Consider the following 25,177-nt stretch of genomic DNA (forward strand, 5'->3'; position numbering starts at 1 on the left):
TAGGGGGAGGATAATATCCGGCCCCGACAGAAAGCATCACATCGTAGGGGTAGGATAATATCCGGCCCCGACAGAAAGCATCATATCGTAGGGGAGGGGCATGCCCCTCCCATTGACTCCGGGCCGGGCATGCCCCCCGTTGACCAGAAGGAGAGCCAATGTCCGCAGGTTCCTACGCTTACTCCGCTGTCCTGATGGGATCGCCCATCCTCCTCAAACTGTTTGAACATGACGAGGCACTCGCAGGGCGGGTGTTTCGTCTGATCAAGCATCAGGAAAATCTGTTTACCGTTAACCGTGCACCCTCGGAAGTGATGGCGATCAATCACGCGGCGGGTCTGCATCCGGTCGTCGTCAGCGCGCCAGTCTACCAACTGATTAAACGCGCCAGCGAGGTTAGCACGCAGGCAGGAAGTAGTTTCAACTTCGCCATTGGTCCGCTGGTTAAACGCTGGAAGATTGGCTTTCAGGGGAATACGGTGCCGCCTGAGAGCGAGTTACAGGCGCTGCTGGCCCTGACCGATCCCCACCAGGTGATTCTCGACGATGCGGCACAGTCCGTGTTCCTGCAACAGGCAGGCATGGAGATCGACCTCGGTGCGATTGCGAAAGGTTACATTGCCGATGTGGTGCGTGATTATCTGCATCAACAGCAGGTCACGAACGCGTTGATCAATCTGGGGGGCAATGTGCAGACGCTGGGGCATCCGGCGCAGCAGGCATGGGGGATTGGCCTGAAAAAGCCTTTTGCCGGGCCTGATGCCCTGATTGGCGTCATCCACGTCACTCACCAGTCCGTGGTCACTTCCGGGGTGTATGAGCGGTATTTTGAGCTGGCAGGGCGTTGCTATCATCACATTCTTGACCCGCGTACCGGTTACCCGCTGGATAACGAGTTGCTGAGTGTGACGATTATTTCCGATGATTCCATCGACGGGGATATCTGGACCACATTGCTGTATGGACTTGGGGTAGAAAAAAGCCTCGTCTGCTTGCGAGAGATGCCGCAGATCGAGGCTATTTTTGTCACCCGGGACGGTCAGGTAATCTGTTCTTCACAGCATAAGTACCGCTTCACGCTACTGGACGACAGCTACCGGGTTACTGACAATACTGTTTAAGCAGGGCGGTATGCTCTGGCTGGAGGCGGTAACGATAAACCGGACGACCGGTGGCACCATAGTGGATGCTGGTGAACAGAATATTGCTGTGCGCCAGCCAGATGAGGTATTTACATACGCGCGAGATATTGACTGCCGCAGCGAGATCGTCCGTGGAAAATTCCTCATTCGGATGGGCGTCAATCCACAGGCACAGAGTGCGTAACGTCTGTGGCGTTAACCCCTTTGGCAGGCGTTTATTATCCTCAACTGCCGGATGATTACCGTGAATCAACTGATCGACATCCGCCTGTTCATAGAACTGATGGTTATCCATCATGGTTTTTTTCTGTTTCCAGCCGGTCAGCGCTTCTTCAAAACGCGAGAACTGGAACGGCTTAATCAGATAGTCGACCACGCCATAATGCAGAGACTGTTTGATCGTAGCGGCATCGGCGGCGGAAGAGATCACAATCACATCCACCGGACGCTTTGCTTCGCGTAGCGCAGGCAGAAGATCCAGCCCGTTATCCTGCTGCATATACACATCCAGCAGGATCAGGTCGACCGCCAGTTCGCTGTTCAGCACCAGATCTTTCGCCTGCTGCAAGGTTGAGGCAACGGCGCAGCAGGCAAATCCTGGCAGTTGGGCGACATAGCAGCGGTTCAGTTCTGCGACCATCGCATCATCATCGACGACTAAAACATTGATCATGCGTTTTTACTCTCTCCATCCCAGGGCAGTTGTACAAAAAATTGCGTATAAACGCCAGGTTCGGACTCTACAATAATTTTCCCGCCAAGGCTTTCAGTTTGTTGTTTTACCAGAAACAGCCCGACGCCCCGTTCATCGCCTTTGGAAGAAAAACCCTTCTCAAAAATCGCCTCTAACTGGCTGGCCGCAATGCCGGGGCCGTCATCGCTGACTTCGCAGGCCAGGAAACCCTTCTGGTAGTGCAGTAATACACTCACCTCGCCCTCAGCACTGGGGCCAAGGGCATCCAGTGCATTATCAATCAGGTTACCCAGCACGGTGATCAGCGCGGCAACCTGCTGTTCGCTGCCGCTGTCCGGCAGCATACAGTCATCGCTGATCAGCAGGTGGTTGCCTGTGTCCGAGGCGCGATTCATTTTACTTAACAGGAAACCGGCAATAACCGGTGACTTGATTTTTCCTAACAGAGAACCGATCTCTGTCTGATAATTATTAGCCGTTTTGAGAATATAGTCCTCTACTTTGCCGTAACTTTTCATATGCAACAGACCGAGGATCACATGCAGTTTGTTCATAAATTCGTGGGAGCGTTCGCGCAGGGCATCCACATAGCTCACCATGCCATCCAGCCGCTGCATTAGCTGGCTGATTTCTGTTTTATCTCTGAACGTACAAATGGCACCGATGATCACGCCGTTGCTGCGCACCGGCATGGTATTGCAGAGTAAGATGCGGCCTTTAAAATTGATCTCCTCATCGCGCAGTGGCACGCCGTTGTTCAGCACATCGCGCAGGTTGGAGATCAGCGGGCCTGAGGCGGCCACCATTTCGCCGACGTCGATGTTCACCGCCTGCTGACGGTCGGTTTCACGCAGCAACTGCCGTGCGGCACGGTTAATCAGCGTCACCTGCATATGATCATCAACGGCGATCACCCCTTCTTTCATGGATTGCAGCATCGCCTGACGCTGTTCAAACAGTGTTGAAATCTCATACGGCTCCAGCCCGAACAGGATACGCTTCGCGGCCCTCACGAGCAGAAACGTGCCGATGGCACCGACCAGCATGCCGCACAGCGCGGCCCAGATGATATTCCAGCGGCTCTGGCTGATCTGTAAGGCCACTTCGCTTAACGAAATGCCGATAGCGACCACGCCAATCTGCTTATGCTGACTGTCGTAAACGGGGGTGAACAGCCGCAGTGCTTCCGCCAGCTTACCGTGGTTGATCGCCATGTTTTCGCGCCCTTGCAGGGCCGGAATAATGTCCTCACCGATGAAATGCTGGTTGATCAGTTCTGCTTTTGGGTGGGAATAACGAATGCCGTCCATATTGGTCACCACCACAAACAGCAGGTCGTTGCTTTCCTGCACCGCGCTGGCAATCGGCTGAATCACGCCGCTGTCAGGAGGAAGCAGCAGCGCGCGCTGGATCTCGGGAGAGTCCGCCAGGGTGCGTGCCACTGCCAGCGCCTTATCTTTGACGCTCTCCTGGGTCACATGGCTTATCTGGAAAAAATAGAACAGATGAACAATTAGCAGCACCGTTGCAATCACGGCGCTGACCATCAGGCTGACGGACGTACTCAGTTTCATCGGACGCTTGCGCACAACAGGCGGCTGCAGCGGGTCGCTCATGGAGACTCCTGAAAGAAGGGAACCAGCGTTATTTCTGGCTAATATAGCGCGGGACGCTATGAGGCATGATGATTTTACATCAGAAAATCAGCGGTCCGGGCGAGTTTTTCAGGTAGAGGAGGAGGGAGCAATGGCAGCAGGTAAAAAGCAGGCAGCAAAAAGCCCCGTGAGGGGCTGTAACGATTATTTCGGCAGCTCACTGAGCTCTTTAACGTCACCTTTGTTAATCTGTTGTTCAGTGCCGTTAGCATCGGTGTAAGCAATCAGACCCGTTTTGGCGTCTTCTTTCGGTTTGCCGTCACTGATAATCGTTCTGCCATCGTTAGTATGAATGGCATAACTGCTGCGGGTGCAGCCAGACAGCGCGGTCACACAAAACAAAGCTGCGAGAGAAAGTGCCATGATCTTTTTCATCTGAACTCCTGTTATTTAGTTATCTAGTTCACTCATGTTTTTAATCTGCTCACGATTAATCTGTTCAGTCTTACCCGTTTCGGCATTCTTATAGGAGACCAGTCCGGTTTCATCATCGACCTGCGGTTTACCATCGGTGACGATCGTTTTACCGTCGGTGGTTTGAATGGACTGATTTGAAGCACAGCCAGCAAGCATGAACAGAGACGCTGCGATAAAGGTCGCTTTAAACAGTGTGACTTTCATTTGGGATTTCCTTATAGATATCTTTCTCATTCGAACGTTTTAATTATAGAAGGGTTTGGCGATTTTGCGCGTTTACATTTAAAAATATGAGAAGAAACGGAATATTCTGAAAAGATTAAGTCAGGCTTGATTTTTATTGTTGTTATTGCCATTCAGTAGTTAGCGAAAGGGGTTGTAAATTTACCCTTCGCGAAAATTAATAGTAAATCGTTTAAAATCAATTTGTTAATCTTTTTTGTTATGGCGATGAGCATATTGTAGCGGGGTGTTTAGTGCAGCATGTGCATTATTTAAGGTGAAATGATAATATGTAAGTACATACAGCCAGACAAGGGGTGCATGTGCACGGTAATAATAAGGACTATCCAAAAGAAATTTATGCAGTTATTGGCAGGGCAGTCTCAGAACTGATTGCGGCCAACCAGCCTCTGGATAAGAAGAGCGTATTAATTATGCTCCAGGCTCACAGCACCAGAGCAAATGATGCCCACACTCAGGGCATCTATCGACAGGCATTTCGTTATCTGCTGGAAAGCTTCCATTGATAACCCTCATTAATAACAACGCGGTTACGCATCGTCAGGCGTCATGCCCACCACAACTTCCAGCACCTGACGATAGACATCCAGTTGGATCACATCGGTGGTGGTCTCCAGCTTCTCAATCAATTTCAGGATCATGGCTTTATTGCTGACGTGCGTGCCCTCAGCGGAGAGCTCCTTAATCACAGCCCCCAGAACCTGCACTTCGTGTGAATACTTTTCACCGCCGCCCTGAAAGTAAGACAGGATTTCGGATTCAGGGGATATATGCTGCATGTGCTCCATGCTGTTCGCCTTATCAATAAAGTTAAAGTGGAAACGCTCAGTGTTTTTTGGTGCCGTCAGCCGGGCCTTCACTGGTAAACAGGTGTGTGACATTGTCGCGATCGCGATCTCTTGCGTATCGCTGTCACGAACAGGAGCCTGGTGATCCCGTACCTCCGCAATCGCCCGCCGGCAGGCGCGTTGCCGCGAGGTATCTTGCTCTGCGGCAGCCATCATTTGTAACTGGCGAACCTGCACTGCTGATGGCGGCATCGGCTTTCAACAGAACCATCACCGCTTCACCCAAAATAATATCGGAGAGTAACTCTTCTTCGTCTTCGTTTCTGTACATACCAACTTCTCTGAATCAGTGATACGGGCATAGCGTACATGCCCGCAGGAACCTGCATCCCGTTAATGCCATGCCTGCTTAACGCTGGCGGCCGGGACGGTCAGATGGTCGGACTGAGTTGTAACCTAACGCGTACGTCAATGTCGTTAATCCGCAAACATACTGCTTTGAAACTCAGTCCCCGCGGCCAAACAACAGGCCGATCAGTTCTTGATAGTGCCGTTCCTGCTCCGGTCCTGATGCCAGTTCAAGGCGCGTCAGCAGCTTTGAACAAATAGCCTTCCGGTTAATTTGACGCCCTGAACGCAGGATCTCAACCACAATCTGGCCAAGCGTTTCCTGCTGAGAAGGCATCGTTACTTCGCTAAAATAACGGCTGATGTCATTTTCAATCTTCGGGTTGGAACCGTCCTGACGCATAACAATGTCCCTCAGTCGTAAATCAATATAGTCAAAATTTCCGCAATAAAGTTATACATCTATGATTAGTTTGTACAGAAATAGTGAATTTTCATTCGCTATTTGCTCGGGTCTATGTGTCTCTGCGCTGAAATCCAGTTTCTCCGTCAGGCAAATCGACAGCAGGCTGGCGTCATCGTCACTCTCACGCACAAAGGTATGCGCCATTGTGCTGTCTATGTAGGCGCTGTCACCCTGATTGAGCCGCAGGGGGGTATAGAACAGGGTATGCACGCTGACACTGCCGCTCAGAACATAAATAAACTCTTCTCCTTCATGCTCTGACCAGGCCTCACGCGGCGGCAACTCACGGGTTTCAATGCGCATCACCACCGGAATCATCCCCTTCACCAGCAGCTCTGCCGCGTGTACTTCGTAGTGAAACCACGGGTTGGTGAACATCAGGCCTTTACCCGCCAGCGTGTAGGTACGGCGCCCCTGGATGGCCACGGCGGCAACCGGCACCTGCGGTAGGTCTTGCGCGAACAGCTCTGCCAGCGAGTAATCAAATGCCCCGGCGATTTTGGCGATGGTATCGAACGACGCAGATACCTGACCTTTTTCGATTTTCGACAGCGTAGAGATCGAGACCGAACTGACCTCAGCCACCTGTTCCAGCGTCATCTCCCTTGCCAAACGGATCGCTTTGATGCGCATACCGAAATCTTTTTCGTTCGTCAGGGCGGCCCCCAGGCCGGTGGTTTCATGTTGTCTGGATGTTTGCATCGGTATCAAAGTCCTTGAATGCCTGTGATTGTTATCATTTTCTCATATATGACAAAAATTATCCTATAAGAAAATTGTATTGGTGGGATGAGAAAGGGGTGCGTAGTTTAAGAAAAAACAGCAGGAGGGGGTTATGTCAGAGATTACCGTGGCCAGCATCACACTTCCGGCATTTTATGATAAGTCGCGCAATCTCAGCCAACTAATGACGTGGATGACGCGCGCTGCCGATGCCGGAGCCGATTTAGTGGTGTTCCCCGAACAGATTTTGCAAGGGTATCTGCCCGATACCCTCAACTGGAGCGCAGACGCGGTGACCTGGCAGATGGCGCAGGCAGAGGTGATCCCGCAGGGAGAGAGCGTACAGGCGCTGTTACAGCAAGCCGCGCAGCTTGGTTTACACCTGGTATTTGGTATGACTGAACGCCATCCGGACCATGACGAAGTGCTGTTTAACAGTGCGGTGCTGGCTGGGCCGGAAGGCGTGATCGGCGTCTATCGCAAAGTGCACCAGCCGGGTGATGAGAAACATATTTATTACCCGGGGGATGATTTCCCGGTGTTCAGGACTGCGCTGGGCCGTATCGGTATGTTGATTTGCTACGACAAAGTGTTCCCGGAGAGCACCCGCGAACTGGCATTAAAAGGGGCAGACATCATGATCATGCCCACCGCCTGGGGCTTTGGCGGCGATGGCAGTGCAGGGGATGCCGACCCGATGGTGGACAGCTATACGCTGTTTGGCCGCGTACGTGCGCTGGAAAATCAGTGCTGGATGATTGAATCCAACCTGTGCGGCCATCACGGCAATCTTCACTATCACGGCCACAGTCGCATTATTGATCCGATGGGCACCATTATTGCGGATACCGGCGAACAGGAAGGCATGGCGATCGCCACCATTGATGTGCGCCAGGCCATCCGGCGGGCGCGCAGCACGGACTACATCGGCTACCACTTCTTAAAAGACTATGTGCCGGTTCAGGCGCCGCCGTCATCGTTAACCGTTTTCAACCGCCATGCGCGGCCTTTGGGAGGACAGGATGAGTAAAGTGCTGGAGGCTGCGGGGATCTGTAAAGCCTATCCCGCTGCGGGGGGCGAGGTGACGGTGCTGAATAACCTCAATTTTTACGCCAACCGTGAGGAGTTTGTGTCGTTTGTCGGGCCAAGCGGCTGCGGGAAATCCACGCTGTTCAATATCATCACCGGCCTGCTGATGCCGGACAGCGGCAGCATCGTGCTGAAAAACCGCGAAACCACCGGCACGCCATCGCCGGAGCTGGGTTATGTTCTGCAAAAAGACCTGCTGTTTCCGTGGCGCACGGTAATGGACAACGTGATCCTCGGCCTGGAAGTGCGCGGCACGCCGAAAGCTGAAGCCTGTGACCGGGCACGAAAACTGTTTGAGCTTTACCACATGCAGGGCTACGAGAAAAAGTTTCCCTCACAGCTCTCCGGCGGGATGCGCCAGCGTGTGGCGCTGATGCGCACCATGGTCACCAACCCGGAAATCATCCTGATGGATGAAGCTTATAAGGCCCTGGACTATCCGCTGAAAATCGCGCTCGAGAGTGAGCTGCTCGGGGTAGTTAAAGAACAGCATAAGACAGTGATTTTTATTACCCACGATATCGAAGAGGCGGTGACGCTGTCGGATCGTGTGTATGTGATGAAAGCGCGTCCGGGCGAAATCGTGCAGGAGATTAAGGTCGATCTGGGGGTGCAAAGCCTGTCGATCCCGGAACGCCGTCTGTCGCCGCGGTTCAATGAATATTACGAACATATCTGGCGCAGCATCGGCACGCTGCCGTTAATTGAAAAAGAGGAACCTATGGTGATGAACACTGTTTCACCCCGTCCGGCGGTGGCCAGCCGCTCTGGCCGCACCTCGGGAGAAGCCGTTTTCCGTTCGGAGAGCGCCCGGCGCTACACGCTGATTGTCCTGCAAATTGCCATTGTCGCCAGTCTGCTGGGCGGTTGGGAGTGGGGTGCACGCAGCGGCAGCATCAATCCGTTTCTCTTCTCCAGCCCGTCGCAGGTGTGGGAGGTGCTGGTCGCCCGATTCCAGTCAGGTGAGATGCTGACCGATATCGGCGTCACCGCCAGTGAAACGCTGATCGGCTTTGCGGTGGGGGCGATTGGCGGTTCCGTGCTCGGTCTGCTGTTGTGGTACTCACGCTTTATTTCCGATCTTGCCGCGCCGTTTATTGCCGCGATTGGGGCCATTCCGGTGCTGGCGATTGCGCCGATTACCATCATCTGGTTCGGCACCGAGATGCTGTCAAAAGTGGTGATTGTCGCGTTCTCCTGCGTGGTGGTGTCACTGACCACCTCGTACAAAGGCGCGCTGCGTACTGACCCTGATTTGATCAATCTGCTGCGTTCGTTTAACGCGAGACGCGGCACCATCTTTATCAAGCTGGTGGTGCCCTCCGCGATGCTGTGGGTGCTGTCGGGTTTACGTCTGAACGTGGGATTTGCCCTGGTCGGGGCGATTGTCGGGGAGTACATCTCTTCCGATAACGGCGTGGGTCATATGATCCTGCTGGGCAGCTCCAACTTCGGTATGAACATCGTGCTGGCCGGTATTGTGCTGGTCATGCTGATGATGCTGTGTTTCAACGCGCTGGTGGCCTTTATCGAACGCCTCATTCTCTCCTGGGACAGGAAATAATCATGAAAACATTTCGTCTTCACACGCTCGGTACTGCACTTTCTTTGATCGCCCTGAGCTCCTCTGCGCTGGCTGCCGAGACGCCGGTGCGGATTAACCAGGCATTCCAGTCGCTGCTTTATCTGCCGCTGTATGTGGCGCAGGAGCAGGGATTTTTCAAACAGCAGGGCGTGGCGGTGAAAATCAGTACCGCCGGGGGCGGATCGCAATCCTGGGCGGCGGTGATTGGCGGGTCGGCTGAATTTTCTATTCAGGACCCGGTATTTGTGCCGAAAACCCGTGAAAATGGCGGGCAGGGCGTGGTGGTCGCCGGCGTACAGAATGCACCGACGGTATTTATCTTTGGTAAAGACAGCACCTCATTACAGAACAACCTGTCGCTGCTGTCAGGCAAACGCGTGGTCACCAGCCCGCAGCCGGATACCACCTGGGCGTTTATGAGCTACCTGATCAAACAGGAAAAGCTGAAAGACGTGAAGCTGGTGCATGTGGCGATTGGTAATGAGATCCCGGCAGTGGCCGCAGGGCGCGCCGACTATGCGCTGGCCGTGGAGCCGCAGGTCTCAATGGCCGAACAGCAGAACGGTCTGCATGCAGTTTATTCCTTCTCCGGCGCACAGGCTTGGTATCCGTTTGCCTTCTCCAGCCTGACGACCACGCAGCAGTATATCGACAAGAACCCGCAGGCGGCGCAGGCGGTGGTCACTGCGTTTGAACAGGCCTCCCGCTTTATCTATCAGCACCCGGACGAAGCGGTGGTGATTGCGCGCAAATACTTCCCGGCGCTGCCTGCAGACCTGGTGAAGAAAGCGGTACAGCGTGAAATTGATGCGAAGGGTTACCCTGAAAATGTGCTGGTGTCGCAGAAAGCCTGGGATAACAACATGAACATTGCGCTGTATGCCAAAAATATCAAAGCCTATCCGTCTGAGGCGACCTCATACCAAAACAACGTCAATACGGCGCTGGCGACCAAAGCCAAAGAAGTGGTTGATGCGCTGGGCGATAAGTAAGGAGCGGGTATGAACGATGAACTGATGATGAGGCTGGCGATGATTCGGCGTTATTGTCCTGCGGCGGAAGCGGAAGCACTGCAACCGCTGCTGGCCGATGTTGCCCTGCGAGTGCAGGGCGTTACCGCCTTTGCTGCCAGCCAGTTTTCGCCGACGCTGCTGCCCGCGACGGCATGGGTTTCTCCGTTGCATGCGCCGACAGCCGATTTGTTGCAGGCAGGTGAGCTATGAGCATTCTTGACCGCTCAATGCTGACGCTGGGCCAGCAATTACGCAGCCGTCAGCTCAGCGTGCCGGAGCTGGTGGCGGGGGGCCGGGGGGGGGAAAGCGCCACGCAGGATCTTAACGCTTTTAACGAAGTCTACCGCGAACAGGCACAGCAGCTGGCGCAGGCCAGCCAGATCATGCTGGAACAGGGCTACGATCTCGGGCCGCTGCACGGGATGCCGATTGCGATTAAGGCCAATATCAATCTGGCCGGGGAAGAGATGCATGCGGGCAGTCAGGTACTGAGCGGATCGATTGCACAACAGGATGCCAGTGTAGTAAAGCGCCTGAAGCAAGCGGGCGCGATTATTATCGGCAGCACCAATATGCATGAGTTTGCCTGGGGCGGCACCACCAACAATCCGCACTATGGCGCCAGCAGTAATCCGTGGGATGACACCCGCATCCCGGCCGGTTCCAGCGGTGGTTCTGGGGTGGCGGCAGCGGTGCGCAGTGCGTTGGCGGCGCTCGGCACCGACACCGGCGGATCGATTCGCCTGCCAGCCTCGATGAACGGCATTACCGGTTTGCGTCCCGGCGTAGGGCGTTTAGCCACTGACGGTATTTTTCCGCTGGCCGCAAGCCTGGATACCGTTGGGCCGCTGGCACGCTACGCTGAAGAGTGCGAGCTGTTGTTCAATGTGTTGAACGGTCAGCCGAATGCGGGCCTGCTGCATCCACTGCCCGATTTGCGTGGCCTGCGTATCGGACTGCTGGAGGATCGCCATCTTGAGGTACAGCCGGGCGTGGCTTGCGCCGATCAGGCAATGGTGGGGTGGTTTGTCGCCGCCGGTGCGCGCGGTGAAACGGTGAAGTTCAGCGGGCTGGAGCAGGCGGTGAATGCGCTGGTGCTAATCAATCTGGCTGAACCCGCTTCGCTGCATGCCCCGTGGCTGGCCGACCGTCCTCAGGAGTACGGTGAGGATGTGCGTGCACTATTGCAGGCCGGGCTGGGCATCAGTGCGGTGGAGTATTTGCAGGCACAGCGCTACCGCACCGGATTGCGTCAGCAGATGATGCAGCAGTTGCAGAAGGTTGATCTCTTCCTGATGCCGACGCTGCCGTTCACTGCGCCACGCAAAGGGCAGGAGCAGGTGCGCATCGGTGACCGTGACGAGAGCGTGCTGACCGGCAACATGCGTTTCAATGCGCTGGCCAGCCTGTCTGCGCTGCCGGGGATAAGCCTGCCCGCCGGTTTTGATGCTGACGGCTTGCCGGTGGGGATGCAGTTGGTGGGGCGCGACGGCAGCGAATCACAGCTGCTGGCCCTCGGGCGTGCTTTCCAGCAGCAGCATGATTTTCATCAGCGTATGCCTGACAGACTGCGCGCATGACAGCCTTGCGGCCGCGTGACGTGCTGATCCTCGGGCTGGTGGTGTGTGGCTGGGCGTTCAATGTGATTGCCATGAAGCTGGGGCTGACGGAGCTGCCCCCGCTGTTTATGCTGTGCCTGCGTTTTTTGCTGGTCGCGCTTATTCTGGTGCCGTTTCATCCCATTACTGCTCGCCAGTTGCCGTGGCTGCTACTGCTGGCCTTTACCTTTGGGTTGGTGCACTTCGGCATGATGGTGCTCGGCATGCAGAGTGCGGATGCGGGCAGCACGGCAGTGCTGATCCAGATGGGAACGCCGATTGCTATGCTACTGGCGGCCGTGTGGCTGAAAGAGGCGCTGACGCTGAAAAAAGTGCTGGGTGTGCTTGCCGCGTTTATCGGTGTGATGTTTCTGGCGGGTAGTCCGTCGCTCGGCAACTGGCATGGCACACTGATGCTGCTGATCAGCGCCAGTGGCTGGGCGCTGAGTACTATTCTGATTAAGCGCGCCCCGGCGATCGCAGCGCTGGCAATGACTGGCTGGATTTCGCTGCTGGCCATACCGATGCTGGCGGCCGCGTCGTTCAGCATGGAGCAGCACCAACTGACCCTGCTGATGCAGGCGGGCTGGCGTGGCTGGTTAGGGGTGATTTACAGCGCACTCGGTTCATCGGTGCTGGCTTATTCGCTGTGGTACGGCTTGCTGAAACGTTATCCGGCTAACCTGATCCTGCCCTGGTCGCTGTTCAGCCCGGCGCTGGCGGTGATGATGGGGTCGCTGATACTCGGTGAACACCTGGATGAGGGCAAGCTGGCCGGTGCCGCGCTGATCGTCGGTGGGATTTTAATCGCGGTCACGCCGGGACGACGTGCGATAAGCGCGCTGAAACTGAATGGATGAACGTAGCAGACCAGGCCCGCTTTTCAGACATAAAAAAGACCTGTCGTTATTCACTTAGAGTATAGCCGTGCGCTTCCATAAAATCAGATACGGCTTTTTCGGCAACAATAAGGACCTCTTCCAGTGATTGGTTTGCATCAATATCAACAATGTGGGCACCTTCGAAGGTCAGCAAAGGGGTAATGGCAATCTTTTTTGCCAGTGATTCAGCAAGATGGTCCGGTTTGCGAGCGCAGGCGACATCCAAATCAACATTCAGCTTTATCACTAAGTCTGGTTTTTGTGTCGTCATCCAGTAAAACGCTTTACGTTCGAGAGTCGCCAGCCAGGAAACAAAGCGACTGCCGGACGCATTAACCGGGAATACCGGGCCATCATAAGTTCCGGGGATTTGTACCTGGGGAAAACGGTCGGTTAATACCATCATTCCACGGCGACGAGAAGCCAGCATATGCCGGAAACGCAACAAACGGCGCAGGACGAAACATATAATGACCAGGGACGGCAGCAAAGCGGGAAGCGCTGTGGGGTTGACAGTATTATGGCGCTTAATCGACTTGCCCAGTGAATTCCCTAACAGAGGCAACTGGGTGAGGGCGCGGCCTACGTTTCCAGATTGTTTCCCAAGATGAATGTGTATTGCCGGGCCGTATTTTTTTACATAATGAATAAGATATTTACAGACAGTCGATTTTCCTGAACCATCACTGCCAATAACCGCAATCAGTGGGGGTAATGTGATTTTCATTCGATGACTCTTCTCCTTTATTTCTCCGTGAAAATACGCTTTTATTTCCAGCTCATCAAGTTTTCTTCATTTTAGAAAACACATGAAGTCACAAATGATATTTTTTATGGCACGCAGAGCAAATATTTTCGCAGATGAGATGACTTAATATTAATGCAACATTTATTAATATTGGGCTATTTGTGCGAAAACAGATAAATCGTTTAACTTATTCTACGCCATTGCGAGTTGTTGCTATTATTGGGTGCGATGGTTCAGGTAAATCAACGTTGGCATCTCGTCTGGTCGCTTATCTCTCCCTATCAGAACCGACAGAGTTACTTTATCTCGGGCAGTCATCGGGGCGTATCGGGGAATGGATGCTAAAACTGCGGGGGGAAACTGGTGGGTAAGCACACTCAGAAAACGTGAAAAAAAAATGTATCAATGGATGGCCTCCTATCCGCCCATGTTGTTAATCAGACTGAATATTGATGCAGATACGGCGCACTTACGTAAGCCCGATCACACATTGCAAGCGCTGCGCGAAAAGATTGAGGTCATCCCTCATCTTAATTTTAATGGTGCGGCTATCTGTGATTTAAATGCCCGTCATCCGAAAGATGACGTGTTTAGAGCATCGTTACGTGTGATTAATGCTTATATTCCACTATCGCACGATCAGGCCTGTGATTGAGATTATCATTGATGATAAGGCGGGAAAATAAAGTGAATGAACATAATCCCTCCCGTTCGCGTGTTATTCCTGGTCTTATCGCCGTGGTGGGATGTGACGGAACGGGAAAGTCGACACTGACTCTCGATTTGGTAAAGATGTTGAATCAATACCGCGTGACGGAACGCCGTTATTTGGGGCTGGTATCCGGGGAAGATGGCGATAAAATTAAACGCGTGCCCTTTATTGGCATATGGCTTGAACGCTATCTGGCGACGCGCTCTTCAAAGAATCAAAACATGAGTACCCATTCCCCTGCTTTATGGGTTGCATTCATTATGTATTTATTCTCGTTACGTCGCAGGGCTAAATTGCGTCACGTGCTGCATCTGTCACAGCGCGGCGTATGGGTGATTAGCGACCGTTATCCACAGGCCGAAATTTCAGGTTTTCACTATGATGGACCCGGCATTGGCGTGGAGCGCGTGACTGGCTGGTTTTTGACGCATTTAGCAAAACGCGAAAAACGGTTATATCAGCAAATGGCGTTATATCGTCCTGCGTTAGTTATCCGTCTCGGCATTGATATCGATACCGCTTTTTCGCGCAAGCCGGATCATGATTACGATGAGCTAAGGGATAAGATCGCCGTCATGGAAAGGATTCATTACAACGATGCGACCATCGTTGAGCTGGACGCAAGAGCACCCTATGGCGACGTTCTGGATAAGGCATTGAATGCCGTATTGTCTGTCGCTGAGATATCTTCGGCTAGAAAACCGATGCTGTGAATGTCGCGTTTTCTCTGGTTGAAATGGAATTTGGCAGGTGTTAACCGATGAAGCATGGGTTCTCAGATGGTGTTTTTCGTACGATTATTCGTAACGCCGCGTATTTAGGTTCCAGTCAGGTTGTCAGTGCCTTACTGGGACTACTGGCACTGTCTTGCGCGGGAAAAGGCCTGTCACCAGAGATGTTTGGGGTGCTTGTTGTCATTGAATCCTATGCAAAAGCGATAAGTGATTTTGTAAAATTCCAGACGTGGCAATTGGTGGTGCAATATGGTACGCCGGCATTAGCCAGTAAGAACCTGGAAAAATTTCGTGATGTTATTTCCTTTTCTTTTGGATTAGATATCGCCAGCGGTGCCGTGGCCGTCATTGTGGGGATGTTACTGCTGCCATTACTTTCTCACTCATTGGGGCTTGATTCCGATAGTTTCTGGCTTGCCATGTTTTACTGCACGCTGATCCCCTCGCTGGTGGCAGCGACCCCGACGGGTATCTTGCGGGCCGTAAACCGTTTCGATCTGATCGCAATTCAGCAACCCACACGACCCTTTCTTCGTGCCGCGGGGAGTGTGCTCTGTTACTTCAGTGAGTTTGGTTTCGCGGGGTTTATCATCACCTGGTATGCCTCAAACATGATCGGTGGTTCACTCTATTGGTGGTTTGCCTGGCGGGAGTTACGCCGCAGGGATATTCATCATGCATTACGGCCAGGGCTATTTGGCACGGCACGTAAAATCAAAGGTGCATGGAATTTTGTGTGGATAACCAATATTGCTCACTCTGTTTGGGCTGCGCGGAATTCAGGTAGTGCGGTGTTAGTGGGGATTATGTTAGGACCTTCAGCGGCCGGGTTATTCAAGATTGCGATGACGTTTTTTGATGCTGCTGGATCGCCGGCTAAATTGCTGGAAAAAAGTTTTTATCCTGAAATTATGCGCCTGGACCCACGAACGAAAAGACCGTGGTTATTGGGCCTTAAGTCGGCTTGTTTAGCGGGGGGAGTTGGCATACTCGTTGCGCTGGTGGTGGTGGTTGTCGGTAAGCCGGTAATTTCTCTTTTTTTCGGACAAAGCTACCTGATGGCATATGACTTAATCCGGGTGATGCTCTGCGCGATTATCGTTTCTATGATAGGTTTTCCCCAGGAGTCATTGTTATTTATGGCGGGAAAACAACGCGCGTTTTTAGTGGCTCAAACGGTAGCATCCGCTGCGTATATCATTCTCTTAATCGTATTTTTCATTTATTCGGCGTGTCGGGTGCCGCGTTTGCCTATCTGGGCGGACAATGTCTGGACGTTATGTTGTCATTTATCCCTGTTTTATATACCTGGAGGCACCGCCATGTATTGATTTTTAGGGAACCAAAGGAGAGTCATCAATGACGAATGGATACGTAGGGAAGACATTTTCACCTGAAACCCTACAGCTGCTCTTTTCTGCAATCAATGAAGATGATCTTGTGGATGAAAATGTCAGTCTTCCCCAGCGGATCGATGTGCAATGCACACAGGATAGCCTTAAAAAACATCTATCCAGACTCTGGTTCAGTAAAACAACGGTCCTGCTCGGGAAACTTCAGGATGCATTTCGTAACAGTAATATAAGAGCGGTAAAATAAAAAACGCTACCCCTGGGCACAATTTATTATCGACGTCTTTTATAAAGTACTTATTTCACTCGAAATGCTGATCCCGGTGGGGCTCTATGTTGCCGTTGGGGTCGCTCTGGGCCAACTCTACAATGACTCAGAGATCACTGCGATGCACGCTGCGGGGGCCAGCCCGATAAGCATTTATAAAGCCGTGCTATGGCTTGCCATTCCTTTCGGAATAGGGGTCATGCTTCTCTCGTTGTACGCCAGACCCTGGGCTTACGGACAGATTTATCAGTTAGAACAGCGCTCGCAGTCTGAAATGAACGTGAATCATCTGATAGCCAATAAATTTAATGTGAATGACGATGGGCGGATGGTGGTCGCTTCAACGGTTGACGCGGCGAACAACGTATTAACCGATGCGCTGATTTATACCTCATCCGATAACAAGAGCCATATATACCGGGCAAGAAAGGTCACAGTGCTGGGTACGCAGTCTTCATCGCCCTCTGTCCTGCTGCACACAGGAACGTCTTATGTGCTGGATCATCGGGGATGGGGGGACCAGGAAATGCGTTATCAGGATCAGCATCTGCACCTTAAAGCGATCCAGCCAACGACATTGATGAAGCGTAAGTCGGCATCAATCACGACATTATCGCGCTCGACCGCTCCGGCTGATATCGCCGAACGACAATGGCGAGAAATGCCCTTAACCCTCGTATTTACCCTTATTTTTTATGGCGGCAATCTGTGCCGCACACTGGTAGCCAATAGCGCCTTTCCTGTTATTCCGGGCGTGGTTTTTGTTTATGATCCGGATTTGCGGCTGCAGCAGGATTGCTCATTCCGCTTTTTACTACGTTTAACCTGATTAGTGAGCTGGATGATGTCACTCCGGGGGGATACCACTGGACTCAGGCCATTCTGGTGGTGCTGATGACTCTGCCCAGAAGCCTGATTGATATGGGGCCATTTATTGCGCTGCTCGGTGGGATCGTAGGATTAGGACTGCTTTCTAAAAACCTGGAGTTAACGGCGATGCGAACGGTGGGTTTTTCCATCTTTAACATCGCCATGGCAATGGTGTGTGCCGGATTGATTTTGACCCTGGCTCTCAGCACAGTCCAAAACAGGCTGTGGGCCAGGCGCAATGATGAGTTTGCTACGGTAAAAAATCTGGATAAACATCATCAACCGCTGGGCGTTTAAATATTTTCCTACCAGAAAGATCTCTCGCTGCAATCCTACATTTATGCCGAACACGCCACCATTCTGGATAATGGAATATTGTTGGTTAGCAGGCTGGATACGCTGCCCTGGGCCTCTCTTTTTTCTGATATCAGCCTGACTGAACTGACTATGCCCGCTAACAGCTTCTCCATCAGACAGCTCTGTCGTTATATTCGCTACCTGCAAGATACGCATCAGCCCAGTCAGGAATTTGCTATTGCCCTGTGGCAGAAACTGGGAAGGCCTATTTTAACGCTTGCCATGATATTACTGGCGATCCCCTTCACCTTTAGCCTCCCTCGCTCGCCAGGCTTGGGAAGCCGTTTAGCCACCGGTGTTATTGTGGGGCTACTGGCCTGGATCACCGATCAAATCATCATCAACTTAGGGATATTACTCTCACTGAATGCACCGCTAACGACAGTGGCACCGCCTGTATTGCTGTTGATCCTCGCCCTGTTGCTGGTATATCGCTTTGATCAACGGCATTAGCCGCAGGGCAAGGGCGTACTAGCGCTTTAGATCGGCGAATGCCTGAATGATGGTATCGATTTGTGCTTTACTGTGGGCCGCGCTGACACTGCAGCGCAGTAGCGTTTGACCCGCAGGAGTGGCGGGGGGTAATACCAGGTTGACATAGACATGCTTTTCTATCAGATCGCGCCAGAAACGCAGACCTTCTTCTTTCGACTCCATCACCACCGGGACCACCGGGCTGATGTTGGGGCCAAGCGTGTAACCCCATTTTTTCAGCCCCTGATAGAGCCGACGCGCATTATCCCAGAGTGTTTCACGCAGCTCCGGATGCTGTGAAATGGTCCTTAAAGAGGAGCGAACAGAGGCTATCGTGGAGGGCGAGGGGGAGGCGGTGAAGATATAAGGGCGACTGCTGTAGCGCAGTGCCTCCATGGCCAGCGGACCGACGGCAAAGCCACCAACGGAAGCCAGACTTTTGCTGAATGTGCCGGTAATGATATCAACATCCTGCTCAACGCCGAGTGCTTCAGCCAGACCGCGGCCCGAGTGGCCCATCACGCCAAAGGAGTGCGCTTCATCGACGATCAGATACCCCCCAAGACGGCGTTTAACATCAGCAATGTCAACCAACGGAGCCACATCACCCAACATGCTGTAAATGCCTTCAACAATAATGATGGCTTCGCGCGCGCGCGCGCCAAGACGCAGCATGCGGCGTTCCAGATCCCGGGCATCATTGTGACGGAAGCGAATGATGTCCGCGCCTCCCAGGGTGCACGCATCATAGATGCTGGCGTGGCAGTCTGCATCCAGTAACACAACGGCATCGTGATCGGCAAGGGTGCTGATAACACCTAAATTAGCGGTATAACCAGTAGAGAAGACAATGGCCGTCGGCCGGTTAAAAAAAGTGGCCAAATCGTGTTCTAAAGCCAGATGCGTTCCGTAACTCCCATTCGCCATACGTGAGCCGGTGGTGCCTGTTCCCTGAGCGGCTAATGCTGCCTGACCGCTCGCGATCGCCTGAGGATTAAATGTCAGGCCCAGATAGTTATTGGTCCCCGCCAGAATAATCTTTTGATGGCCAATGCGTCCTTCCGTCGCTGAATAGATTTCATCAATACAGGTGCCGAAAGGACATAACCCGGATGCCTGGACGTGTTCCCGATAGTTTATATAGTAATGCATCCCGCAGCTGTTCGGGTGTTCTGACATCCAGCAAAATATTTATCGGAATGGGAATATCAAATCTGTCTTCTAACATCATTAACAGATCCATGACCTTGATGGACTCCAGGCCCAGTTCATCAATGAGATTGCTGTCAGGATGTATCTCCACGTCACTGGCGACCATATTCTGCAAACATTGAATAATATAATTCATTACAGCATCATGATTTATCATAGAAATTTAAATTCCTTCTTATCTGATGATTAAAAGAGTCCTTCACGCAGGGCATGAATCAAACTTATCATCGGGCTCCAGTGAATATGTCGGGACAAACTGAGATGACTTGCAGACCAATCCGGATGGGTTAATTCATGAATTTTGCTGCGCGTCAGCATCGGTTCTTTTCCAGAAAGTCTGCTCGACACCTGGCTGATATCAGCCATAAGGTTGAGCACAGGGAAAGGAACTGTGATTAAGCGCACTCTTCCATTACGCACGTTCTCACCAATCTGTTGTAATCGCTGCCAGCTATAGGAATTACCATCACAGAGCTCATAGGGAAGAGTCGGCTGTGGTTCGGCGACTAGCCATTGCCCAACGGCCTCTGCTAAATCGCTGACGTGGATGAAAGACAGCCGGGCATCTGATGCTCCCATCCGGGGAAGCACGCCACGCAAAAGCCAGGTGAACAGCGGTTTGAGTTCTTTGTCGCCGGGGCCGTACACCGCCGTTGGGCGAAATATTCCGAGGGTCATATCCGCCGCTCGGGCAGTTAACTGCTGTTCTGCAACATATTTGGAATGGGCATACCATGACAAACCAGGGTGGCGGGCACCCAGAGAAGACATAAATAAGAAACGCTTAATGTGGCCACTTTTTTTAGCCGCCTGTAGCAGTTGCAGACTGCCGGTGACATTACAGTGAGTAAAGATCGCTTCTTTGTGCCCACGAACCTGGCCCGCACAATGCACCACGCTCTCAGCACCGTAAACTAATTCAGAGAGCGCATCGGGGTTATCCAGATCGCCTGTTATCCACGTCAGATTGTTCACTGATGTTTTATCAGCTTTGCTGCGGGTGAGCGCCCGCACGGCATAACCCCGCGCCAGCAAATTCTCAGCAATATGCCTGCCGATAAAGCCTGTCATGCCGGTGAGGGCGATCGTGACGGGCATGGCGGTCAACCTGCCAGCTTTGCATGCGTGTTGATGGCTTCATTCCGCGCGTTAAGATAGCGTTTCTTCGCCTCCGCACGGGCCGGTTTACCTGAAGAGGTGCGCGGGAGACTATGCGGTGGCAGCAGTTCAATCCCGACAGTAACGCCAAATTCGCTGTGAATATGCGATGTTAACGTATGGATGATTTGCGCCCGACGCTCTTCGGAACTGACCCTGCACTGGATTTGCAAAATGATCCGTGCATTCTGATCGTGAGCGGTAACGAAGGCTATTGCATCACCGGAATGAATTTCTGGCTCCAGCTCGGCAATATATTCAATATCCTGAGGCCATATATTACGGCCCCGGATAATCATCAGGTCTTTCTTACGCCCGGTGACAAACAGGCAACCATTGAGCAAATAGCCTAAATCACCCGTATCCATCCATCCTTTAGACTGGATCTCCTGTTGCGATGTGGCATCCTGAAAGTAGCCGCTCATTAAACTGGGGCCTGAAATAAAAATATTTCCGACTTCACGCTCAGATAACGGAATGCCCGTGTCGCTACGAATCTCGATGCGGTGATGCGGCAGGGCTTTGCCACAATTAACAAAGGCCGAGGTTGATTGAGTGTGCGGGCCTGGTGGCACTGCTTTATTCTGATATTCAAGAATGTTACGGTCAACCTTGTCAATCAGCAGGCCTGAGTTCTCTTCCACGAAGCAGACCGCCAGTGTATTTTCCGCCAATCCATAACAAGGCATAAATGCCTTGCTATTAAAATTAACTTGACTGAAGTGTTGAGCAAACAGAGTCAGTTGCTCAGCGGAAATAGGTTCAGCGCCGACACCGGCGATACGCCAACTGGCGAGGTCAATTCCGGCTAATTCTTTATCATTACATCGGCGCAAGGTTGCTACTGGCGTCAACAGGAAGCCCACCAGCCCCATATCGTGATAAAACGGTAGCCAGGAAATACAACGGTCGCCCACCCGTGCGTTGATACCGTGACGGCTTATCACCTGCAGATTAGACATAGCCGCGCGGTGGGTAATCATCACACCACGTGGAAAGCGCGTACTGCCCGATGTGTACTGGAGATAGGCAATATCATTGGGTGATGGCAGGGGTAATTCGACCTCTTTCTCCGGCAACTCCTGAAAGTCAGTATTGCTAAGAATATGAATGGTCATCGCATCCGTGCAGGCCGGGCGAATCAGGGGCAACCACTCTTCATTACTGATAATAGCAACAGGCTGACAGTTGATTAATAGCCAGCGGTACGGCAACCAGCCCTGCATACTGGCAGGCAAAGAAAGCCTCGACAAAGCCTACCTCCGTCTCAGCAATCAGTGCCACGCGGTCGCCCCGATTAAGATTGAGTGATAACAGGCGTCGCGCTCCTGCAATAGCACGCTGCTTTAGTGTCGTAAAAATTCATTCCGGTATTTCCCTGGGCTGCGTAATTTAATGCTTCGACCAGACTGGGGAAATCAGCATGGCGCAGGGGAAGAGAATGGGTTGAACTGGTTTCAGACAGATATAATGGAGCCATAGATTAACAATCACCCTAAAAGATGCCTTAATTTATTTTAAATGTGGGAGTAAATAGCAGTGAAACGCAAGTTTAATGATTTTTTTTCAGGTTACTATTGTTTCCTTTATAGTAAAGCTTGGTCGATACCTTACATCGCGAGCGTTATGGGGCTGACACCGGGCATTTTGGCATGATTGAGGCCATTGACGATCCCGAGGTGTTTAGCGCGCTGTTTAGCGCGGCAGAGAGCTGGCTGAAGTCGAAGGGCGCACGGAAAATCACCGGGCCTTTTGGACTGAATATCAATCAGGAGAGTGGGTTGCTTATCGAGGGTTTTGATACACCGCCTTCGACCATGATGCCGCACGGTAAGCCTTATTATGCGAAGGCGCTGGAGCAGCAGGGTTACGCGAAAGGCATAGACTTAACGGCCTGGTGGATGCGCCGTACCGATCTGCACTTTTCCCCGTCATTAACCCGCCTGATGGACCAGGTGCGCAAAAAGGTCACCATCCGCCGTCTCAACCGTAGTCAGTTTGGTGAAGAGATGCAGATCATGCGGCAGATCTTTAACTCCGGCTGGCAAAACAACTGGGGCTTTGTTCCTTTTACGCAGCATGAGTTTGCCGTGATGGGCGACCAGCTTAAGTTTTTGGTCCCTGACGACCTGATCTACATCGCTGAAATCGATGCCAGGCCCTGCGCTTTTATTGTCGGCTTGCCCAATGTTAATGAGGCCATCGCGGATTTAAACGGACGCTTATTGCCCTTTGGTTGGGCAAAATTGTTATGGCGCCTGAAAGTGAGCGGCGTTCGCACCGCGCGCGTGCCGTTGATGGGAGTGCGCCAGGAGTATCAGTTTAGCCGGACAGGACCGGTGATTGCGCTGCTGCTGATTGAGGCGTTACGCGATCCTTTTGCCAGGCGCAGGATCGAGGCATTAGAGATGTCGTGGATTCTGGAAACTAACCGTAGTATGTGTTCGATGCTGGAGCGGGTAGGTGCGGTGCCGTATAAGCGTTATCGGCTGTATGAGAAGGTGTTGAGTGACGTTTAGCGGCCGCTTCGCGCGACAGGTGCTGTTGAAAAAACGACCGGATTAAATGACGTGCGCTATAATAGGATCGTTGCATACGCTTCTGGCAAAAAGCAGTCTTAATCTTAACGCTTCTTTTTTCACGGATGTGCCATGACCCTACAAGCCGATGTCGAAAATCAACAACAAGCAAACAACGTCAACGTGCTCTACCGCGAGATGACGTGGCTGTCGCAGGTTATTAATCAGGTTATTTGCAGCTATCTCAAACAAGAAGGGCATGAACGCCACTGGTCAGATATTTCACCACCGGAACTGGCGAAAGGCACACCTTATGCCGATCTGATTATTGGCTGGCAATTATCTGTTTTTGAACGTCTGGCCCTGGTGCTTGCCATGGCACCCAGCGTTAAACCCAATACCCTCGATATTTTCTTTGGTCTTAACAGCCTTATCGATCGCCCTTTTACCGAATTTGGCGGCGTCAGTGACAAAGCCTTTAGCGGTTTCATTCCCACCGGGCAAACGCTCAACTTTCTTATCAGCGGCAATGACCCAGACTGGCGCGTTTATGCTCAGGCCCTCTTTTCAAACAAACATCGCCTGATGGCTGAGCAGGTCACCCAATTGCTGTCTGTTGATGAAGGTGTGCCCAAATGGGCCGGCATTTATCGATTAAATGAAGAGTGGCTGCACTATTTTACGACCGGTGAACGATTGCGCCCGGAGTTAAGCGCGAGCTTCCCGGCCCATTTACTGGAGTCTCCGCTGGAATGTTGACGAAGGGGACGCGCTGTTTGGTAAACGCTCGGAAGTCAGCTCATCCAATGACCGGCATGCCAACCAGCTAACCGGCTATTTACTGCAAAAAATAAAGAAAGAGGACGATTTGTGATGTTTTCAAAACAGACGGCACGACATCAATCAACCCGGCGGGCTGTTTCTCCGGCGGCAGTATCGCAGCGCAAAGCCTATAATTTAAGATGATAATCATTAGCGCTTTTTACTATGAAGAAAAATCACAGTGAAAGGTGAATACCATTAAATATATCTGCCACCTCCTGTTTTTTTAAAATAATCAAGTAAGGTTAAGGGTGGGGCGGGAAATCAAAGGGTTTATATATGAATGTGAAAACAAAAGAAAAAAAATACAGAAAAACCTTGTTGAATGCCGGGAGTCATTCCGCAGGGAAGAATAATACTACGCAATGTTTTAGTTTTGTTGATAACCGACCTGAGGCTAAGCAGTTTGTACATTTGCAGGAAAATTCAAACGAACCTGTTCAGTGTGTTTCGCTAAATGCAATAAAGAAGAATAAGGATAAGACCAATAAGGCGGATAAGGTTAAAGGCATGAAGTCTGCACTTATAAGTAAGAACGTATTGACCGTTAGACGGGTAGATGGTTTACCGACAGGAAGAGTGAGATATGGTGCTGGCCAACATGGCGCTAAAAGCCGTGAACAGAAACGACTGAAGGCGTTATATAAGAGAAGAGTATCTGGTGCAACGCATGAATCTGAACCAGATATTAGAAAACATAGCTCCAGCTTACCAGGAAGTGAAGGTTTTACATCGTGATCATATAGGGACAGGCTCTAGCTCAAAACCTGATGAAACAAATATGAACGCCGGACAGTACCGAGAGATGCAACGTGGTTTACTGGCAGGTGATACTGACTATCATAAATCTCTGTCTAACAGACCTGACAATCCAATAGGGCAGTCACCGACTGAAAGAACAAATGCTGTTAGTAATGCCGTTCAGATAAATCAACTTGGTTATGGTCAGCAGTTACAAAATCGTGATTATTCCGGCATAGATAAAACTGAACTTGGGCAGGCTAATAATTCCTACCGAGAGATGGTAAATGGTATGAATAGTGTTACGTATGTTAAAGATGCAAATAATGCTGATTCAGTTTCCGTATTGGACCACTCTAAACTGGAGATGATCTTGGCTCGCTATGTCGCTGTAACGGGCAAGTGGCCCCAGCAGCAAGTTATTGAAATAAATAAGCTTATTGAAGAGTCGGAGTCGACTGAGGTCTTAGATGTAAACAAGATTAATACAATTATTAAAACTCTTGGCTTTTACTGATCTTGAGGCGATTTAATGATGATCGGCTATTAATTAGAATAACCAGAATG

Annotated in this window: 24 protein-coding genes and 6 pseudogenes; 18 read left to right on the plus strand and 12 right to left on the minus strand. The window is 51.7% G+C overall.

Annotated features, from left to right (window positions below; translation table 11 throughout):
• Positions 1-158 precede the first annotated feature (158 nt).
• Positions 159-1,121 (plus strand): FAD:protein FMN transferase, encoded by a 963-nt coding sequence (locus tag WH277_RS15800; RefSeq protein WP_339505919.1) that lies wholly within the window; start codon positions 159-161, stop codon positions 1,119-1,121.
• On the opposite strand, the gene dcuR is transcribed toward WH277_RS15800, so the two are convergent.
• The 4 genes from dcuR to WH277_RS15820 form a co-directional block, all read right to left on the minus strand.
• Positions 1,102-1,815: a two-component system response regulator DcuR gene (gene dcuR, locus WH277_RS15805; RefSeq protein WP_339505920.1), complete on the minus strand. Its 714-nt coding sequence runs from the start codon at positions 1,813-1,815 to the stop codon at positions 1,102-1,104. The genes WH277_RS15800 and dcuR overlap by 20 nt on opposite strands.
• Positions 1,812-3,452, minus strand: coding sequence for a sensor histidine kinase (locus WH277_RS15810; RefSeq protein WP_133843400.1), 1,641 nt, complete (start codon positions 3,450-3,452; stop codon positions 1,812-1,814). The genes dcuR and WH277_RS15810 overlap by 4 nt, the downstream gene beginning before the upstream one ends.
• Positions 3,453-3,635: 183 nt before the next feature.
• Entirely contained in the window at positions 3,636-3,866 is a 231-nt protein-coding gene (locus tag WH277_RS15815; protein ID WP_133843402.1) for a YgdI/YgdR family lipoprotein, read from the minus strand.
• Between the two features lie 15 nt (positions 3,867-3,881).
• Entirely contained in the window at positions 3,882-4,112 is a 231-nt protein-coding gene (locus WH277_RS15820; RefSeq protein ID WP_133843404.1) for a YgdI/YgdR family lipoprotein, read from the minus strand.
• Between the two features lie 341 nt (positions 4,113-4,453).
• Between WH277_RS15820 and WH277_RS15825 the strand changes: the two genes are divergently transcribed.
• Positions 4,454-4,657: a hypothetical protein gene (locus WH277_RS15825; protein WP_212816041.1), complete on the plus strand. Its 204-nt coding sequence runs from the start codon at positions 4,454-4,456 to the stop codon at positions 4,655-4,657.
• Positions 4,658-4,681: 24 nt separating this feature from the next.
• On the opposite strand, the gene WH277_RS15830 is transcribed toward WH277_RS15825, so the two are convergent.
• From WH277_RS15830 to WH277_RS15840, 3 genes are all read right to left on the minus strand, one after another.
• Positions 4,682-5,191 (minus strand): biofilm/acid-resistance regulator YmgB/AriR, encoded by a 510-nt coding sequence (locus WH277_RS15830; RefSeq protein ID WP_339505921.1) that lies wholly within the window; start codon positions 5,189-5,191, stop codon positions 4,682-4,684.
• 253 nt (positions 5,192-5,444) lie between these two features.
• Complete coding sequence (gene ycgZ / locus WH277_RS15835; protein ID WP_133843411.1) at positions 5,445-5,690, minus strand: regulatory protein YcgZ; 246 nt, start codon at positions 5,688-5,690, stop codon at positions 5,445-5,447.
• Positions 5,691-5,741: 51 nt separating this feature from the next.
• Positions 5,742-6,455 (minus strand): helix-turn-helix domain-containing protein, encoded by a 714-nt coding sequence (locus tag WH277_RS15840; RefSeq protein ID WP_339505922.1) that lies wholly within the window; start codon positions 6,453-6,455, stop codon positions 5,742-5,744.
• Positions 6,456-6,588: 133 nt separating this feature from the next.
• On the opposite strand from WH277_RS15840, the gene WH277_RS15845 reads away from it, so the two are divergent.
• From WH277_RS15845 to WH277_RS15870, 6 genes are read left to right on the plus strand one after another with little or no spacing between them, the layout of a single operon-like run.
• The gene (locus WH277_RS15845) at positions 6,589-7,506 is read left to right on the plus strand and encodes a carbon-nitrogen hydrolase family protein (RefSeq protein WP_339505923.1); all 918 of its coding nucleotides are present in this window, start codon (positions 6,589-6,591) and stop codon (positions 7,504-7,506) included.
• Positions 7,499-9,130 carry an ATP-binding cassette domain-containing protein gene (locus WH277_RS15850; protein WP_339505924.1) on the plus strand — a complete coding sequence of 544 codons (1,632 nt, stop codon included), beginning with the start codon at positions 7,499-7,501 and terminating at the stop codon, positions 9,128-9,130. The genes WH277_RS15845 and WH277_RS15850 overlap by 8 nt, the downstream gene beginning before the upstream one ends.
• A 2-nt stretch (positions 9,131-9,132) precedes the next feature.
• Positions 9,133-10,143 (plus strand): ABC transporter substrate-binding protein, encoded by a 1,011-nt coding sequence (locus WH277_RS15855; protein ID WP_133843421.1) that lies wholly within the window; start codon positions 9,133-9,135, stop codon positions 10,141-10,143.
• A 9-nt stretch (positions 10,144-10,152) separates the two neighbouring features.
• On the plus strand, positions 10,153-10,374 hold the full coding sequence (locus WH277_RS15860; RefSeq protein ID WP_133843423.1) for a hypothetical protein: 222 nt from the start codon (positions 10,153-10,155) through the stop codon (positions 10,372-10,374).
• Positions 10,371-11,744, plus strand: coding sequence for an amidase (locus WH277_RS15865; protein WP_339505925.1), 1,374 nt, complete (start codon positions 10,371-10,373; stop codon positions 11,742-11,744). The genes WH277_RS15860 and WH277_RS15865 overlap by 4 nt, the downstream gene beginning before the upstream one ends.
• A gap of 5 nt (positions 11,745-11,749) precedes the next feature.
• Positions 11,750-12,622 (plus strand): DMT family transporter, encoded by an 873-nt coding sequence (locus WH277_RS15870; protein ID WP_374760126.1) that lies wholly within the window; start codon positions 11,750-11,752, stop codon positions 12,620-12,622.
• 46 nt (positions 12,623-12,668) lie between these two features.
• On the opposite strand, the gene WH277_RS15875 is transcribed toward WH277_RS15870, so the two are convergent.
• Entirely contained in the window at positions 12,669-13,370 is a 702-nt protein-coding gene (locus tag WH277_RS15875; RefSeq protein ID WP_339505926.1) for a dTMP kinase, read from the minus strand.
• A 182-nt stretch (positions 13,371-13,552) separates the two neighbouring features.
• Here WH277_RS15875 and WH277_RS15880 point away from each other — a divergent pair.
• The 6 genes and pseudogenes from WH277_RS15880 to WH277_RS15905 all read left to right on the plus strand — a co-directional run.
• A pseudogene (locus tag WH277_RS15880) lies at positions 13,553-14,046 on the plus strand (hypothetical protein).
• A gap of 11 nt (positions 14,047-14,057) precedes the next feature.
• Positions 14,058-14,816: a hypothetical protein gene (locus WH277_RS15885; RefSeq protein WP_159337306.1), complete on the plus strand. Its 759-nt coding sequence runs from the start codon at positions 14,058-14,060 to the stop codon at positions 14,814-14,816.
• A 47-nt stretch (positions 14,817-14,863) separates the two neighbouring features.
• Positions 14,864-16,200 (plus strand): annotated as a pseudogene (locus WH277_RS15890) (lipopolysaccharide biosynthesis protein).
• On the plus strand, positions 16,197-16,436 hold the full coding sequence (locus tag WH277_RS15895; RefSeq protein WP_339505927.1) for a hypothetical protein: 240 nt from the start codon (positions 16,197-16,199) through the stop codon (positions 16,434-16,436). Before WH277_RS15890 ends, WH277_RS15895 begins: the two are co-directional and overlap by 4 nt.
• A gap of 34 nt (positions 16,437-16,470) precedes the next feature.
• Positions 16,471-17,223 (plus strand): annotated as a pseudogene (locus tag WH277_RS15900) (LptF/LptG family permease); the annotation flags it as partial.
• An 8-nt stretch (positions 17,224-17,231) separates the two neighbouring features.
• Positions 17,232-18,137, plus strand: a pseudogene (locus tag WH277_RS15905) (LptF/LptG family permease); the annotation flags it as partial.
• Positions 18,138-18,155: 18 nt separating this feature from the next.
• On the opposite strand, the gene spt reads toward WH277_RS15905, so the two are convergent.
• From spt to WH277_RS15925, 4 genes and pseudogenes are all read right to left on the minus strand, one after another.
• Positions 18,156-19,310, minus strand: a complete 1,155-nt coding sequence (spt, locus tag WH277_RS15910) for a serine palmitoyltransferase (RefSeq protein ID WP_339505928.1) — start codon at positions 19,308-19,310, stop codon at positions 18,156-18,158.
• Positions 19,240-19,527 (minus strand): acyl carrier protein, encoded by a 288-nt coding sequence (locus WH277_RS15915; protein ID WP_339505929.1) that lies wholly within the window; start codon positions 19,525-19,527, stop codon positions 19,240-19,242. The genes spt and WH277_RS15915 overlap by 71 nt, the downstream gene beginning before the upstream one ends.
• A 29-nt stretch (positions 19,528-19,556) precedes the next feature.
• On the minus strand, positions 19,557-20,468 hold the full coding sequence (locus WH277_RS15920) for an NAD-dependent epimerase/dehydratase family protein (RefSeq protein WP_339505930.1): 912 nt from the start codon (positions 20,466-20,468) through the stop codon (positions 19,557-19,559).
• A 5-nt stretch (positions 20,469-20,473) separates the two neighbouring features.
• A pseudogene (locus tag WH277_RS15925) lies at positions 20,474-21,960 on the minus strand (AMP-binding protein).
• A gap of 169 nt (positions 21,961-22,129) precedes the next feature.
• Here WH277_RS15925 and WH277_RS15930 point away from each other — a divergent pair.
• The 4 genes and pseudogenes from WH277_RS15930 to WH277_RS15945 form a co-directional block, all read left to right on the plus strand.
• Positions 22,130-23,047: pseudogene (locus tag WH277_RS15930) on the plus strand (N-acetyltransferase); the annotation flags it as partial.
• A 132-nt stretch (positions 23,048-23,179) separates the two neighbouring features.
• Positions 23,180-23,806, plus strand: a complete 627-nt coding sequence (locus tag WH277_RS15935) for a hypothetical protein (protein WP_339505931.1) — start codon at positions 23,180-23,182, stop codon at positions 23,804-23,806.
• A 342-nt stretch (positions 23,807-24,148) separates the two neighbouring features.
• Complete coding sequence (locus WH277_RS15940) at positions 24,149-24,607, plus strand: hypothetical protein (RefSeq protein WP_339505932.1); 459 nt, start codon at positions 24,149-24,151, stop codon at positions 24,605-24,607.
• A complete protein-coding gene (locus WH277_RS15945) occupies positions 24,540-25,127 on the plus strand; it encodes a hypothetical protein (protein WP_339505933.1) in 588 nt (195 codons plus the stop codon). The genes WH277_RS15940 and WH277_RS15945 overlap by 68 nt, the downstream gene beginning before the upstream one ends.
• The last annotated feature ends 50 nt before the right edge of the window (positions 25,128-25,177 follow it).

The sequence above is a fragment of the Erwinia sp. MYb416 genome (assembly GCF_037479575.1).
GTDB lineage: Bacteria > Pseudomonadota > Gammaproteobacteria > Enterobacterales > Enterobacteriaceae > Erwinia > Erwinia rhapontici.

What these genes read in the sequence shown, in the direction of transcription:
- WH277_RS15800 (WP_339505919.1), top strand. Translation starts at nt 159, where the DNA reads ATGTCCGCAGGTTCCTACGCTTACTCCGCTGTCCTGATGGGATCGCCC.
- dcuR (WP_339505920.1), bottom strand. Translation starts at nt 1,815, where the DNA reads ATGATCAATGTTTTAGTCGTCGATGATGATGCGATGGTCGCAGAACTG.
- WH277_RS15810 (WP_133843400.1), bottom strand. Translation starts at nt 3,452, where the DNA reads ATGAGCGACCCGCTGCAGCCGCCTGTTGTGCGCAAGCGTCCGATGAAA.
- WH277_RS15815 (WP_133843402.1), bottom strand. Translation starts at nt 3,866, where the DNA reads ATGAAAAAGATCATGGCACTTTCTCTCGCAGCTTTGTTTTGTGTGACC.
- WH277_RS15820 (WP_133843404.1), bottom strand. Translation starts at nt 4,112, where the DNA reads ATGAAAGTCACACTGTTTAAAGCGACCTTTATCGCAGCGTCTCTGTTC.
- WH277_RS15830 (WP_339505921.1), bottom strand. Translation starts at nt 5,191, where the DNA reads ATGCCGCCATCAGCAGTGCAGGTTCGCCAGTTACAAATGATGGCTGCC.
- ycgZ (WP_133843411.1), bottom strand. Translation starts at nt 5,690, where the DNA reads ATGCGTCAGGACGGTTCCAACCCGAAGATTGAAAATGACATCAGCCGT.
- WH277_RS15840 (WP_339505922.1), bottom strand. Translation starts at nt 6,455, where the DNA reads ATGCAAACATCCAGACAACATGAAACCACCGGCCTGGGGGCCGCCCTG.
- WH277_RS15845 (WP_339505923.1), top strand. Translation starts at nt 6,589, where the DNA reads ATGTCAGAGATTACCGTGGCCAGCATCACACTTCCGGCATTTTATGAT.
- WH277_RS15850 (WP_339505924.1), top strand. Translation starts at nt 7,499, where the DNA reads ATGAGTAAAGTGCTGGAGGCTGCGGGGATCTGTAAAGCCTATCCCGCT.
- WH277_RS15855 (WP_133843421.1), top strand. Translation starts at nt 9,133, where the DNA reads ATGAAAACATTTCGTCTTCACACGCTCGGTACTGCACTTTCTTTGATC.
- WH277_RS15860 (WP_133843423.1), top strand. Translation starts at nt 10,153, where the DNA reads ATGAACGATGAACTGATGATGAGGCTGGCGATGATTCGGCGTTATTGT.
- WH277_RS15865 (WP_339505925.1), top strand. Translation starts at nt 10,371, where the DNA reads ATGAGCATTCTTGACCGCTCAATGCTGACGCTGGGCCAGCAATTACGC.
- WH277_RS15875 (WP_339505926.1), bottom strand. Translation starts at nt 13,370, where the DNA reads ATGAAAATCACATTACCCCCACTGATTGCGGTTATTGGCAGTGATGGT.
- WH277_RS15885 (WP_159337306.1), top strand. Translation starts at nt 14,058, where the DNA reads ATGATAAGGCGGGAAAATAAAGTGAATGAACATAATCCCTCCCGTTCG.
- WH277_RS15895 (WP_339505927.1), top strand. Translation starts at nt 16,197, where the DNA reads ATGACGAATGGATACGTAGGGAAGACATTTTCACCTGAAACCCTACAG.
- spt (WP_339505928.1), bottom strand. Translation starts at nt 19,310, where the DNA reads ATGCATTACTATATAAACTATCGGGAACACGTCCAGGCATCCGGGTTA.
- WH277_RS15915 (WP_339505929.1), bottom strand. Translation starts at nt 19,527, where the DNA reads ATGATAAATCATGATGCTGTAATGAATTATATTATTCAATGTTTGCAG.
- WH277_RS15920 (WP_339505930.1), bottom strand. Translation starts at nt 20,468, where the DNA reads ATGCCCGTCACGATCGCCCTCACCGGCATGACAGGCTTTATCGGCAGG.
- WH277_RS15935 (WP_339505931.1), top strand. Translation starts at nt 23,180, where the DNA reads ATGACCCTACAAGCCGATGTCGAAAATCAACAACAAGCAAACAACGTC.
- WH277_RS15940 (WP_339505932.1), top strand. Translation starts at nt 24,149, where the DNA reads ATGAATGTGAAAACAAAAGAAAAAAAATACAGAAAAACCTTGTTGAAT.
- WH277_RS15945 (WP_339505933.1), top strand. Translation starts at nt 24,540, where the DNA reads ATGAATCTGAACCAGATATTAGAAAACATAGCTCCAGCTTACCAGGAA.